General features: G+C 48.1%; 11 protein-coding genes. 1 reads left to right on the top strand and 10 read right to left on the bottom strand.

The window, feature by feature from the left end:
• Positions 1–18: 18 nt before the first annotated feature.
• The 7 genes from ESB13_RS02115 to ESB13_RS02085 all read right to left on the bottom strand — a co-directional run bounded on the left by ESB13_RS02115 (position 19) and on the right by ESB13_RS02085 (position 11,380).
• Positions 19–594 carry a chemotaxis protein CheB gene (locus tag ESB13_RS02115; RefSeq protein ID WP_129001384.1) on the bottom strand — a complete coding sequence of 192 codons (576 nt, stop codon included), beginning with the start codon at positions 592–594 and terminating at the stop codon, positions 19–21.
• 12 nt (positions 595–606) lie between these two features.
• Positions 607–1,434 carry a CheR family methyltransferase gene (locus ESB13_RS02110; protein WP_129001383.1) on the bottom strand — a complete coding sequence of 276 codons (828 nt, stop codon included), beginning with the start codon at positions 1,432–1,434 and terminating at the stop codon, positions 607–609.
• Between the two features lies 1 nt (position 1,435).
• Positions 1,436–4,888 (bottom strand): response regulator, encoded by a 3,453-nt coding sequence (locus ESB13_RS02105; protein WP_129001382.1) that lies wholly within the window; start codon positions 4,886–4,888, stop codon positions 1,436–1,438.
• Positions 4,889–5,003: 115 nt separating this feature from the next.
• The gene (locus tag ESB13_RS02100; RefSeq protein WP_129001381.1) at positions 5,004–6,017 is read right to left on the bottom strand and encodes a dipeptide epimerase; all 1,014 of its coding nucleotides are present in this window, start codon (positions 6,015–6,017) and stop codon (positions 5,004–5,006) included.
• Between the two features lie 33 nt (positions 6,018–6,050).
• Positions 6,051–8,753, bottom strand: a complete 2,703-nt coding sequence (locus ESB13_RS02095) for a 4-alpha-glucanotransferase (RefSeq protein ID WP_129001380.1) — start codon at positions 8,751–8,753, stop codon at positions 6,051–6,053.
• A gap of 61 nt (positions 8,754–8,814) precedes the next feature.
• Positions 8,815–9,207 (bottom strand): response regulator, encoded by a 393-nt coding sequence (locus ESB13_RS02090; protein ID WP_129001379.1) that lies wholly within the window; start codon positions 9,205–9,207, stop codon positions 8,815–8,817.
• A 70-nt stretch (positions 9,208–9,277) separates the two neighbouring features.
• On the bottom strand, positions 9,278–11,380 hold the full coding sequence (locus tag ESB13_RS02085; RefSeq protein WP_129001378.1) for an endonuclease MutS2: 2,103 nt from the start codon (positions 11,378–11,380) through the stop codon (positions 9,278–9,280).
• 138 nt (positions 11,381–11,518) lie between these two features.
• Here ESB13_RS02085 and msrA point away from each other — a divergent pair, with 138 nt between their 5' ends.
• Complete coding sequence (gene msrA / locus ESB13_RS02080; RefSeq protein WP_246022409.1) at positions 11,519–12,190, top strand: peptide-methionine (S)-S-oxide reductase MsrA; 672 nt, start codon at positions 11,519–11,521, stop codon at positions 12,188–12,190.
• Here msrA and ESB13_RS02075 read toward each other — a convergent pair.
• From ESB13_RS02075 to ESB13_RS02065, 3 genes are all read right to left on the bottom strand, one after another.
• The gene (locus ESB13_RS02075; protein ID WP_129001377.1) at positions 12,187–12,759 is read right to left on the bottom strand and encodes an IS1096 element passenger TnpR family protein; all 573 of its coding nucleotides are present in this window, start codon (positions 12,757–12,759) and stop codon (positions 12,187–12,189) included. The genes msrA and ESB13_RS02075 overlap by 4 nt on opposite strands.
• A gap of 80 nt (positions 12,760–12,839) precedes the next feature.
• Positions 12,840–14,255 (bottom strand): CCA tRNA nucleotidyltransferase, encoded by a 1,416-nt coding sequence (locus ESB13_RS02070; RefSeq protein WP_129001376.1) that lies wholly within the window; start codon positions 14,253–14,255, stop codon positions 12,840–12,842.
• A gap of 53 nt (positions 14,256–14,308) precedes the next feature.
• The gene (locus ESB13_RS02065) at positions 14,309–14,527 is read right to left on the bottom strand and encodes a hypothetical protein (RefSeq protein WP_129001375.1); all 219 of its coding nucleotides are present in this window, start codon (positions 14,525–14,527) and stop codon (positions 14,309–14,311) included.
• Positions 14,528–14,547: the final 20 nt, after the last annotated feature.

Below are 14,547 nucleotides of genomic sequence, written 5' to 3'. Positions count from 1 at the left end.
GAATGAACTAATGTTTACTTAGGAATTCCCTTTTTTAAAATAGTTTACTATGTCAACGGGCTGCAAGATAAGGATATCATTAGTTTTTTGGATGGCTGCTGTTGGCATTGCCGGATAATCTGTCGAACTGGGGTCCTGTACGATGGCTGTCCCCCCAGCCGCCGCAACTGCCTCAATACCAGCAGCTCCGTCCTGGTTGGCCCCACTTAGCAATACCGCCGTAAGATGCTTGCCAAACACCCGAGCAGCACTTTCAAAACTCACATCTATCGACGGACGGCTGAAATGCACCAGCTCCGAATAATCCAGGCTAAACGTTTTTTCAACCTCCAGCAGCAGGTGATAATTCTGCGGCGCCAGGTAAATATGACCCGCACGTATAGGCTCTTTGTCCTCAGGCTCCCTTATATGCATATGCTCCTGCGAATCCGCAAGTATCTTATCCATATCACTGCTTACATTCTTTAAACGGTGCAGCACAATAACAACAGGAGCCTCAAAACCTGCAGGAAGGCTCTCTACAATATCAAGGAGTACAGGCAAACTTCCCGCCGACCCTCCTATGATCACCAGTTTTTCAACAGCAGATGGCATTATTCGACTCGATTAGGTTTTTCGCCGGTATATTTTGGTAGCGGATTGAACCGTCTCAAATTTATGGCGCATATCAGTAAACAAAAGCGACTCCTTCATTCCTATAGCCATATAACCCATAGGCGTCAGACTATCATAGAACAAATGAAATATACGGTTCTGCAGCTCCTTATTGAAATAGATCAATACATTCCTGCAACAGATCAGTTGAAACTCGTTGAACACCTGGTCGCTCACCAGGTTATGCTGCGAAAAAATCACGTTACGCCGTAGATCCTTCGCAATAATGGCATTCTCGTAACGGGCAGTATAATACATCGAAAAATCACTCGTACCACCCGACTGTATATAATTCGCCGTATAATCTTTCATATAACGCACCGGTATGATCCCCGTTTTCGCCTTCTCTATATTGGCAGGATTCAGATCTGTAGCATAGATACGCGCCCTGTCAAGCAACCCGGCTTCATGTAACAATATACACATCGAGAACACTTCTTCCCCCGTAGAACAACCCGCATGCCATATTTTAATGATAGGATAAGAGGCCAGCTTCGGCAAAACCTTCTCCCGTAAAGCTTTATAGAAAACAGGATCCCGGAACATCTCCGTAACGTTCACCGTCACCGTTTGCAGAAACCACGAGAAAATATCCTTATCATTCGTAAGATGATACTTGAGATCATATAAATTCTTAATACGGGCCGTATCCATAAACCGCATGATACGACGGTTCAGTGACGCCCTGGCGTAATCCCCGAAATCATACCCGTAATTATGCTTGATCAGGGATACAATTTCAGCCAGTTCATTGGCAGATATGTCAGTCTTCGGATTCATTCTATTGAGATAACCACACACGCATCAGCGAAAACAACCTGTTGGTATCAACGGGTTTTGTAATATAATCAGAAGCACCGGCTTCAATACATTTCTCCTTATCTCCCTGCATCGCTTTCGCAGTAAGCGCTATTACAGGCAAACGCGTTAACTTCAACTGGTTCCTGATACGGCGGATAGCCTCAAAACCATCCATCTCAGGCATCATAATATCCATCAGCACCAGCTGTATATCCGGGTGCTGCTGTAACTGCTCCAACGCCTCCTTGCCATCACTAGCCGTAATAACATCCATCTGCTGCTGCTCCAATGCCGTGCTTAACGCAAACACATTACGCATATCATCATCTACAAGCAACACTTTCTTATTTATCAGTATATTGTTATCCGTTACAGCTACCGGCTGCTGCGATGCAGGCCGCGGACCACCCTCCTGTATCTTATACAAAAACAGTTCCATCTCATCCATCAAACGGTCACGCGCAAAAGAAGATTCACGGATGATCACATTCGACACCCGCTTTAACTTCAGCTCATTTGCCGGCGAAATATCACTGTCTAAATAAATGATCACCGGCACATCCGCAACAGGCGCTTCATTCCTTAACCGCTGCAACGCTTCAACACCACGCTCCACATCTTTACCTATATCAGCTATGATACAGTCGAACTGCACCTCCTTCATAACAGCAACAGCCTCCTCAACGGTATGCGCATAGGTAGGCTCCACATCAAATTGACGCTCCTGCATCAACGTCCGCAGGTTATCATCTTTAAGATAATCACCCGAAAGCACCAGTACCTTTTTGATCTGGGCCAATATATGCGAACCTATAAGCGTAAACGCGTTCTCAAGATCGTTCTTCGATACAGGCTTATTCAAATAAGCGATAGCCCCGTCCGACGACAGCCGCGACTCGTCAGCAGCAGATATTATATGCACCGGTATATGCTGCAGCAAACTGTCGTTCTTAAAGATCTTCAGCAAACTCCATCCATCTATCACCGGAAGCTGCATATCCAGGATAATAGCCGCAGGCTTATACGTACGGGCATAATACAAACCCTCATCACCCTGTAAAGCCACAATGGTCTTATACTTCTTGCTGCGCGCAAAATCCTGTACGATACGCGCAAACTGCGGATCATCTTCAATGATCAGCATTACCTTCTCTCCTTTATTGATATAGTTACGGTCGTCTGCAACTTTGGTCTGGGGCGTAATAGAAGCGGCATCAACTTCCGCTGTGTCCAGCTTGCCCTCATCCTGGCGCGCCACTACAGCTGGCGCAACTGCCGCCACCTTGTTCAGCGGCAGGTACACCGTGAATGTACTACCCTTGCCTTCTTCACTGGTTATATGCATTTCGCCACCCAGTATCTTCACCAGCTCCTTGCTTATCGAAAGCCCAAGCCCCGTACCACCATACTTACGGCTGGTAGAACCATCAGCCTGCTGGAACGCCTCGAATATCAAAGGCTGCTTCTCCTCCGGAATGCCAATACCCGTATCTTTTACAGCAAAAGCGATCAGCCCTTCCGAAACATCCAGGTTCCGGTCCTGCAGCGTCCGCTTGCCGCTTTCAGCATAAATATCAAGTATAACCTTGCCCTTCGCAGGCGTGAACTTGAATGCATTCGACAACAGATTCTTGATCACCTGCTCCAGCCTTTGCACATCCGTATTAACAGTCTCAGGCAACGACAGATCTACGTTTACCGCAAACGCGATATCCTTTTCCTCTGCCACAACATTGAACAACTGACCTATATCGTTCTTTATCTGCTTCAGACTTGTTTCCTCGAAATTCAACTCCACCTTGCCCGCTTCTATCTTCGACAGGTCAAGTATGTCATTGATAAGTTTAAGCAGGTCCGAACCCGATTTATGTATAATATGAGCGTACTCTATTTGTTTGTCGGAAAGATTGCCGGTTTTATTCTCCGAAAGTATGTTCGCCAGTATAAGCACACTGTTTAAAGGCGTGCGCAGCTCATGCGACATATTCGCAAGGAACTCCGACTTGTAACGGCTGGTAACCTCCAGCTCACGCGCTTTCTGAACAAGCGACTGGCGCGCCACCTCTACAGCCTCATTCCGCTCTTCCAGCTCCGTATTTATCTGGCGCAGTTCCTCCTCCTGTACCCGCAGCTCTTCTTCCGAAGCCTGTAATATCTCAGCCTGTCGCGTAAGCTCCTCGTTCGTTTGCCTCAACTCCTCCTGCTGATGCTCCAGCTCTTCTTTCTGCTCCTGAACACGCTCGAGCAATAACCGCACCCGCTCCTGCGCCTGGGCCGCATTAATGGCTGTAGCCAGTGAATCAACAACCGTCAATAACAGATCCCGCTGCGCAGGATGAAGCGGCTTAAACCCAGCCAGCTCTATAACACCTTTCAATTCTTCGTTTAACCAAAGCGGTACATAAACCAGCAAACCCGCTTCTCCACTGCCACTGGCAGACTCTAAACTCCAGTAACCGGCAGGTACATCTTTTATCTCCAGCAGCTCATGCCCCAGGCCCGCACGCCCCGGTAAACCTTCACCCAATGCATACGACTTCTTCACATCACCCGCAAGCCCCATAGAACTTACCAGCTTCAGCTTCCCTTCATTACCATCAAAAATGAACAGACCGCCGGCAGGCAATTGCAGGTAGGTCACCAGGCTTTTCATGATAGCATCAGCCAGCATCGATAACTCGCCAACTCCCTGCATCTCTTTATTAAGTTCCCCAACTCCTTTTAAAAGCCAGTTCTGGGCCATATTCGAACTATTCAGCGCTTCCAGCTCCTCAAAGCTCTTCTGCAAATCCAGCTCCGCCTTTTTCCGGTTGCGGAACTCTTTTACGATAACCAGTATCAGGAAAATAACAATGACCAGGATCAAAACAGTACCAACACACAATGTCCAGGTGGTATAAGTAATAGAGCGCTCATTCCGCTCCTCCCGCCGCTTCAGTAAAACATCCTCATCCTTGCTCATCTTCCGTAATACCACACGCACATTATCCATCAGGTGTTTTTCCTGGTTGGTGACATTGATGATATCCTGCTTCGAATAAAACGCAGCCGTTTTCCCAAGCCCGCTCCAGAAACTAAGCAGCCTTTCAATCCCCTCCTGTAACTGTATCACATTCTCCCGCTGGGTATCGTTATCCTTTACCAGCAAATGCAACTGGTTCACCGAAGGACGGAGCCGCGGAAGCGCATCCTCGTATGGTCGCAGGAAACTCGTATCGGCAGTCCCCCTGTAACCACGACGCCCCGTCTCCATATCTATCAAAAGCTTTTGTATGTCGTCAACCTCGGTAATCACCTCATATGTATGTTTCACCAGGTCCCCCTCCGTTATCTGCTTCCTGAACGACAGGAAAGAAACGCCCCCCACTATTAAAACAAGTAGTATGGCAACCGTAAAACCAAACGCCAATCGGGTGTTGAGTGATAATTTCATAATGTATGAGGATAAAACAATGGTAATAATACGATAAAATAACTGCTGCTACAGTTCTTTTATCGTATTTTAAGGAGCCGGACAACGCCCGGCTTAATCGATAATTAATCTGGTTTTATTGCAGGTCTATACCAAGACCCGGTTTACCCGATAAGGTAACATTCCCATTGCTGTACGTTAACCCCGTAGCCCTGTCTTCACTTAATAACAACGGCCCGTCCAGGTCTGCATAATCCAGCTGCGGAAGAAAATTGGCAATGGCCGCCGAACCAATGGTACACTCATTCATACTGCCCATCATCACCTTCATCCCAAGCGACCGCGCCTCCCGTATCATCCTGATAGCAGGGGTGATACCACTGCATTTGGTAAGTTTGATATTGATCCCGTGAAAATGCCCGTCACACCGCGATACATCCTGCTCAAACACACAACTCTCATCAGCCAGCAATGGCAAAGGCGAACGTTCAAACAAGATCTTCATGCCGTCCCAATTATCCTTTGCCAGGGGTTGCTCCACAAACTCAACGCCCAATGCCGCAAGCCGGGGTAGCTTGTCCAAAGCCTCATCCAATGTCCATCCAGCATTGGCATCAACACGGAAAGGCGCATCGGTATAACTGCGCAAAGCTTCCATAATCCCTATATCATCAGGGGTCCCCAGCTTTATCTTGTAAACCGGCCACGGATGAGCCTTCATTTTGGCAACCATCTTTTCTATGGTATCGATGCCTATAGTATAGTCGGTAAAAGGTGTGTGTTCCCATGGCGTATTCCATAGCTCATACAAAGGTTTGCCACGCATCTTGCCCGCCAGGTCCCAGCCCGCCATATCCAGGGCGCAAACCAGGAATGGATTGTCAGGAAACAAATGATGCAGGTAATGCCAGTAACGCGCTGGCTCGGTAAAAGCAAACTTCTCAACCATCCGCTTCTTCGCCTCCAGGTCCGCCACCATCTTCTCAACAGTAATATTGTAGTAGGTGATAGCCGGCGCCTCCCCTATCCCAAACCACGACCCAAGCTGCAAAGCCACCACCAGCGTAGGCTGATGCGTTTTGGTGCGCCCGTTCGAAATGGTAAAAGGATACTGAAATGGCAGTTCGTGCGTCCAATAATGTAAAGTCATGATACGAAGATCATGAAAAAATTAAAATCATGCTTACCGGCCCGCCGCTTTTACCATGTTTTGCAACGTTGTATTGAAGTCGCTCTCCTTTAACAGCTTCTCAAGTGTAAGATGCATCCGGTACTGCCAGTAATGCCGCGGATTAGCCGGTATATTGATCCGCTCCTCCGCAGCATTCCTGCGCCGGATAGCCGCGTCAATACCCAGCAAGTCTTGTAACTGGAAAATACTCCACATCGCAGGCGACTGTAAATGCTGGTTAACGATCTCTTTATTGATCCACGCATCACATACCAGCGGCGCTTCGCCAGTATGCTGTAACTCCTCGTTATAAAAATGCTGCGTGATGGCACGGTCTTCTTCCCACCACCCCCGGATGGTGCTCATGTCATGGGTCGATGGCGTCACCACGCTTAAATAAGGCGCCCGGTAAGGTCTGAAAAATGCCGTCCGCGGATCTTTAGGCATCCGCTGTACCTCCAGGCTCAGTAATCCCAATTGCTTCATCACATCAGGCACCGATGCAGGTACCAGCCCCAGGTCCTCACCACAGATCAGCATATCCGTTACCTTCTTCAGCACCGGCAGCTTCTGCATGGCTTCGCGTTTCCAGAACGCATCCTGCCGCTCAAAAAAGTAATTGTTGTAAAGCTGCTTCAACTTCCACTGCGTATCCATATCCAATTGCTGGAACGAATAAGTATCCTGCATGTCAAAACGGAAATGGAACTGCCCTTCCATACCCGCAACCTCCAGCAATATCACATTCGAGATAAGATCATACAACCCCTGCCGCAGCTTCAACGCATGCATGTCGGTAGCATCCGCACCCGCAAAATGTGCCTCCACCTGCCGCTGCGTAGCAAAAGCCGGCTTCAGCTTGTACAGCCCTTCTTTACCATCTTCCTCTAAAAAAGCTTTGGCAACCTTACGCGCCTCTTCTCCAAACAAGGTATCGAGTAAGGCTGCCGTAATATAGGGACGCGTATAACGCTTATGATCAAACCAGATACCACGCTCCTCAAACTCATGACCATACACCGGCAACGCAGGAACAAAATACCCCAATATGCCCTCAACGGCATGCTGCGGAATACTCCATATCCTGAAAAAACCCAGGATATGATCGATACGGAAAGCATCGAAATAATGCCCCATCTGCGCCAGCCTTTGCTTCCACCACGCAAAACCATCCTGCTGCATCTTCTCCCAGTTATAGGTAGGAAATCCCCAGTTCTGGCCTTTTACCGCAAAATCATCCGGCGGCGCGCCCGCCTGCAGGTTCATATGGTATTGCGATGGCTGCTGCCACGCATCAACACTATCCCTGTATATTCCTATTGCAATATCTCCTTTCAGTATAATACCCTTCGAATGCGCATACGCAGCCGCCTCTCTTAGCTGCTTATGCAAATGATATTGCAGAAAATAATAGAAACCCAGCTGCTTCTTTACAGCCGGCTTCTTCGATAACGCCTCCAGCTCCTGCTCATCATAAGCACTATGCTCAGGCCACCCGCTGAAATGAGCAGAGCCGTATTTATCACGTAAATAACTGAAACGGGCATATGGTACCAGCCAGTGCGCATTAGCCGCAAAAAACGCCTTATAATCGCTGCTGGCGGCGGTTTTCTTGCCCTGCAGCTCATACAACTGTTTCGACAGATCCATCTTCAGCTGTATTACCGCTTCATAATCCAGCACATCCAGCGCCTCAAGCCGCTTCTTCTCTTTCGCAGCCGCCTTTACAACCGCAGCATTTTCGTCGCCGGCAACATCATATAAATTCAGGTAAACGGGATGTAATGCAAAAGCAGAGATCGCCGCATATGGATAACAATCGGTCCACTTGTAGGTAGCCGTAGTATCGTTTACAGGAAGTATTTGTATTAACCGCAACCCCGTGCGCACAGCCCAGTTGGTAAGCTGCTTCAGATCCGTAAAATCGCCGCAACCCATACTGGTCTTGCTGCGTAAACTGAAAACGGGAATGGCTACGCCCGCACCTTTCCAGCTGGTATCAGGCAAATGCGCAAAACCATCATTCACCACCACCAGGCTGTCAGCAGTGCCGCTGGCGTATAACACCCGGTTTTCACCGTCTTCAAATCTTACAAAACGTTTGCCCGCCGTATCATAAATGCCATACTTATACGTAATGGGAAAATCGCCGTTCAGCAGATACAGCGGTAGCTCCCAGTACCCGTCCGCTTTCGGCTCGCGCATCAATAATGGCTGCGCCGTATCCCAACTGCCCATAATGAGACTACTGCCCAGCAGGCACAAAACCTGCCCCTTAGGCAACAACGGATAACGTACACGGAACAAATGACTGCTCTTGATGGTTTTCGCAGCAACCGCACCAGGCTTGCTTTGCAGCAACACCTCCCGGAATGGCTCCGTATAAAAAGCATTCAGGTAAAACGATGCATTGTTCCAGGTATCGGTCACCAGCAGATCCTCCGTCTTCCACTCCTGGAATCGAAGCTTGCGGCCTTCTCCCCAGTCTTCATACCAGGTGCCATCTGCATCACGAAGCAGAAAATGATATTCAATATCGGAAACAGGGACCTCCAGCGGTGCTATATGCAACTGTATCTCCCAATAGTCTTTCCCGCCATAATGCATCGGCAGGGCCTGTTCAGGGTTATTGTTCCCCAGTAAAGGATGATTTCCTGAGATAAAAAGCGTTTGACCAAACCTGGTGTAAAACCGTAGCTGAATAGTAAGTTTCATTACTCCTCTTATTTGAAATGTAACTAACTTCTACCACTAACGTGCCAGCCTCTGCACGTCCCTACTGTATGCTCTCCAGAACCTCGCGTGTAAGCGGCTTGGAAACAAAACGCCGCACAATGCCATACGACTCTGCACGGGTATAATCTTCAGGGTCTACTGTGGAAGACAATACATAAACAGCTGGCTGTGTGGTAAAAAGTGGTTGTATATGATGAAACTGTTCCAGGAATTCCCACCCATCCATAACGGGCATATTAATATCCAGGAAAATAATGTCGGGCATGGCGTTGCGGTCCGTTTTGGCCAGCTCCTGGAGGTAGTCTATCGCCTCCTGGCCGTTGGTCACCGATGTCAGTTGCTCTGCAAAACCGGTCATACGAATGATCCGCTCGCATACCATAATGGTAATCGGATCATCCTCAATTAAAAGTATAGATTTAAAGCTCGCCATTCTACATTGTTTTACTACCTGAACAGAGACATCTGATCCATCTAGAGGGTTCAAATATATAAGATTTTACCTAAGATGTTTTCTTTTCTTCTACAACCGTCAAATCTGTAATATCCACATTCATAGGTATTACTCCTATTTGCACAATAGCTCTGCGGCCTCTCACTTCCTTCACCTCTCCTACCTGGTAGTTCTTTTTTAGCTTCACTTTCGCTCCCACAACAATATCTCCCGCTACCTCACGGTACTTCGATTCCAGCTTCTGCGCCACCTTGCTGTTTACAATCTGCTCCTTTTTCTTGAATAACAGGTTCTGCACCTGCTTCATCACAACAGTCTTGTCTTCAGCTTTCCGCCACTCCAGCACTATCTGACGAAGCTTGCGTTCCATATCCTTAAGGTATTCTATCCGGTCTTCAGTGATCTTGTTCTGCTGTTTCAGCAACGCTATTTGTTGCAGATGCTTTTCTTTGTGAATGACCTGCTCCATCTCCTTTTTGAGCTTTTCATTTTCCCGGAGCAGCTTGTGAAGCTCTTTCTTCTCTTTATCCAGTTGCTGCAAATCCTGTTCCGTTCTGTTCAAAAGCTTGTCAAGCCTGAAATGATCTTCATCCACCAGCTTGCGCGCACGGCTGATTAGCTGCTGCGGCAAACCAATACGCTCCGCTATCGAAAAAGTATACGAACTGCCCGGCTTGCCCACCATCAGCTTGTACAATGGCTGCAAATGCACCTCGTCAAACGCCATCGCACCATTCACAATACCCGCCGTCCGCGTCGCCATCACCTTCAGGTTCAGATAGTGTGTGGTTACAATACCCAGCGAATGCCTCCGCGCCAGCTCCTCCAGTATCACCTCCGCAAAAGCCCCGCCCAGGTTCGGATCACTCCCGCTGCCAAGCTCATCGATAAAGAACATCGTCTTGCCATTCGCATTTTCTATGAAATACTTCATATGCATCAGGTGCGACGAATAAGTGCTCAGCTCAAACTCGATGCTCTGCGTATCCCCTATATGAATGAACAACTGCCGGAATATCCCCATCTGTGATGTAGGATGCACTGGCACCAGCAAACCACTCTGCAACATCAGTTGGTTCAATCCAATCGTTTTCATCGTCACCGTCTTGCCACCCGCATTGGGCCCGCTGATGATAAGCAACCGGTGCTGCTCATCCAGCGTAAGGGTTACAGGTATCGTTGGCTTGCCCGACTTCTGGTTGTACAGGTATAATAGCGGGTGATACGCATCCTTGAGCTCTATATGGGCCTTATCAACCACATTGGGATAATTACCATTCATATCAATACCAAGCCGCGCCTTGGCCCTTATAAAGTCAAATTCACCTACGATGTCATGGTACACCGCCAGCAGACTGCTGTAAACCGATAACCGCGAAGTAAGATCACGCAGTATCCGCATCACCTCCTTACGCTCATCATTCTCCAGCGCAAATACCTCATTGTTCAACGGTATCGTTTCCTCAGGCTCTACAAACGCAGTTTTACGGCTGTCACTCTCCCCATGCAAAATCCCCTTCACCTGCCGCTTATACTCCGAAAATACAGCCACCACCCTTCGCCCGTTGCTGAAACTTTCATCGATATCCGCCGTATAACCCGCTTTCGACAAACGGCTTACCACCTTGTCAAACATCCGGCGCAGCTCGTTCCGCTTCTTGTAAAGCCCCATCCTTATCTTCTGCAGCTCGTCCGAAGCAGTGTCCTTAACATTCCCGTATTCATCAAGCACCTCGTCTATCAGCTCTATGATCACCTTCTCATAGTAACTCTCCGCTATCACCTTGCTTAACGCAGGATAACCCGTCCTCCGGTCATTATCAAACCAACGGAAGATCTTTTCTATACTCTCCGCCAGCTTGCGCACCAGCATCCACTGCTCGCCCGTTAAGGTACTGCCCGGTATCCCCAGCAGCTTTATATCTTTCGAAATGTTCAGTACATAGTCGTTCGGGAAATACATCGCCATCTGCAACAGCAGCCGGTACTCATGTGTCTGCTGCAGCTCCGTAAGAATATATTCCTTGCGGTTATGAACCCGCAGCGCTATCGCCTTATTCTTCGCATATTCAGTTTTACAATGCGCATTTAACAGGGCCTTCACCTTGTCAAACTCCAATTGCGTGATCGCCGATTCTGGATAAAGTTTCATGTGCCTGCAAAGTTAGGTCATAGGTTAACATTTTTTTGCGTTTCCTGCCACAGCCGGAAGGAGCTATTTGTAAAAACTATAAATTAGCGATTTGTTAATTAACTTGGTCACTCAACAAATAGTGATGTACTTGCGTTTATGAAACCGAGCACACGTGTATTTAGAACGCTTCTTGTCCCCGGCGCTATGATGAGCCTGCTCTCATTCAGCTCCTGTGCAGAACGTAAAGGTAGTCAATCAAAAAACATGTCAGACGAGAAAAAGGCCATCCAGGCTAAAACAGATACAGCCGTATTCGGCACCGGCTGCTTCTGGTGTACAGAAGCCGTATTCCAGCGCCTCGAAGGCGTTGTAAAAGTTACCAGCGGCTATAGTGGCGGACATGTCGTGAATCCCACCTACGAAGAAATAGGCACCGGCAACACAGGTCATGCCGAAGCATGCCGCATCGTCTTCGATACCTCGAAGATCAGCTACGACGACCTCCTCGAAGTATTCTGGAAAACACACGACCCTACCACCCTCAATCGACAGGGGAACGACGTAGGACCACAATACCGTAGCGTCATCTTCTTCCTCGATAACGAACAGAAAGCAAAAGCAGAATACTACAAAGACCAGCTCAATAAAAGCGGAGCCTTCAAAGATCCTGTTGTTACGGCAGTAGAACCCTACAAGAACTTCTACTCAGCCGAAGCCTACCACCAGAATTATTACAATAACAATCCCGAGCAAATGTATTGCCGGTTTGTTATTATGCCTAAACTGGAAAAATTCGAGAAAGTCTTTAAAGAAAAACTGAAACATTAAAGCAGTGTGTCGTCGTCGGCGCTGCTGCCATCATCAGTGGTATCAGCGTCGTCGTCACCATCTTCCCCCTCTTCACCATACCCTTCCGAACCTTTGCCCAGGTCATATTTCTCCTCTACTTCAACAAACTTGTTGCCCAGTAAACTGCGGGTGCCATATTGCTGCGGACCAATGCCTTCCGAACGGCTTACCGCCGGGTAGGTGATCTTCGAACTGGCTTCCTTGCTTACATTGATAAGCTCAACCAGGAACACCCAGTTCTTATTGAAAAAATCGTAAGTATAAACAAACTTCTGGTTAGGATCACGGATCTCACTGCCAATAGTAGTTTCAGCCATCAGCAAGGGAGGTACTTTATAGTCCTTGTCATACGGCTCCACACTTATCTCACGACCCCTTACCCAATGATCGTTGCTGCGGTAAAAGGTAGCAGCATGTTTATTGTCGAACTCGTAAGATTTCAGGATAGCCTGATGGAGATCGGAAAAAAACTGGGTATGTTTTATAACAATATCCCTGTAGATCGCGTCGTCCTCTTCAAAATACACTCTGAACTTTAATACGGCCATTAGTTTCTGTACAATTAATTGCGCTAAAATAAAGGAAAATCTTAACCTTCAAAGATGAAACACAAATATATGTCCCAAACCTACACGGGACGAAGATTTAATTCCGCCGCTTTCTGAAGCATGAACTCCCGCGCAGCCTCATAACCATTCGGAATGACCCCGTCCAGTATCGCTTCCCGTATCGCATCCTTGATAATGCCCACATTCCTGCCCGGCTTCAGCCCAAACGTCTCCATGATCATCTCTCCGCTGATAGGCGGCTGCCAGTTGCGGATCCGGTCCTTCTCCTCCACCTCCTCCAGCCGCTCACGCACCAGCTCAAAATTCTGCAGGTAACGCCGCACCTTCGCCTTGTTCTTACTCGTAATATCAGCTTCACATAACATCATCAGTGCCTCTATGTCCTCGCCAGCATCAAATAATAACCGGCGGATAGCACTGTCGGTAATATTCTCCTTCGTTAAACTGATGGGCCGCAAATGAAGCTCCACCAGCTTCTGCACCAGCTTCATCCTGTCATTCAAAGGCAGCTTCAAACGGTTGAAGATCTTGGGCACCATGCGGCCGCCAACCACCTCATGACCATGAAAGGTCCAGCCATGCCCCTCCTCAAACCGCTTGGTGGGAGGTTTGCCTATATCATGCAGTAACGCCGCCCACCGCAGCCACAGATCCTCAGTATGCACCGCAATATTATCCAGCACCTGCAACGTATGATAAAAATTATCTTTATGCCCGATGCCGTCAATATACTCCGCACCATGCAAATCCATCATCTGGGGAAAAATGATCGCCAGCAACCCGCTCTTCGAAAGCAGGTCCCAGCCCGTCGACGGCTTCCTGCTTAACATGATCTTGTTAAGCTCGTCGGTGATCCGCTCCTGCGAAACGATCTTGATCCGCCCCGCATTTTCCCGGATGGCCTGGAAGGTCTTCTGGTCAATCGTAAAATCCAGCTGCGTGGCAAAACGGATCGCACGCATCATCCGCAAAGGATCATCACTGAAAGTACGCGCCGGCTCCAGCGGCGTTTGTATAAGTTTATACTGAATATCCAGCTGCCCGTTGAAAGGGTCGAGCAACTGTCCGTAATCATCTCTGTTTAAACTGATAGCCAATGCATTGATGGTAAAATCACGCCTGTCCTGGTCATCTTTCAAACTGCCCGCTTCCACCTCAGGCTTGCGGCTGTCAGCACGGTAACTCTCCTTGCGCGCACCAACAAACTCGATCTCTATATCAGGTAGCTTGATCTGCGCAGTTCCAAAATTCTTGAAATAAGCAACCGCAGGCCGCGGACTGAAACGCGCCGCTACCGCATGCGCCAGCGCTATGCCATCACCAAGACACACAATATCAGCGTCTTTGGTCGGTCTGCCAATGATCTTATCTCTTACAAATCCTCCGATTAAATAAACAGGTACACCTAGTTCTGCCGCAGCGGCCGCAATATGTTTGAAAATGACCTCTTCTCTATCTGAACAATGAATCTCCATTGCCGTAAAGATAATTGCCTTGCCGTAATTTTTCGCCCAACAACGAATTATTACTACTCATATTCCAGCTCATTACTGAAAAACTCCCAGTCAAATAATAAAAAGGAGGGAAAACGCTTCCGGAAAGGACGACGCTTAATTAACAGGCGGGCTTCGCCGTCGCTGTTGCGGGCATGCGAACTAATCGCATGTTTTTCGATACCCAGACTCAATACCAGCTGGATAAAGGAACGCATTTTTTCTGCGGGTACTTCTAAAATTACCTTCGTCATGATCACTCTGTTTGATGTTC

It is taken from the genome of Filimonas effusa (assembly GCF_004118675.1).
GTDB lineage: Bacteria > Bacteroidota > Bacteroidia > Chitinophagales > Chitinophagaceae > Filimonas > Filimonas effusa.
The sequence above is the reverse complement of the archived record's forward strand: the minus strand, read 5'-3'. Positions and strand labels throughout refer to the sequence as shown.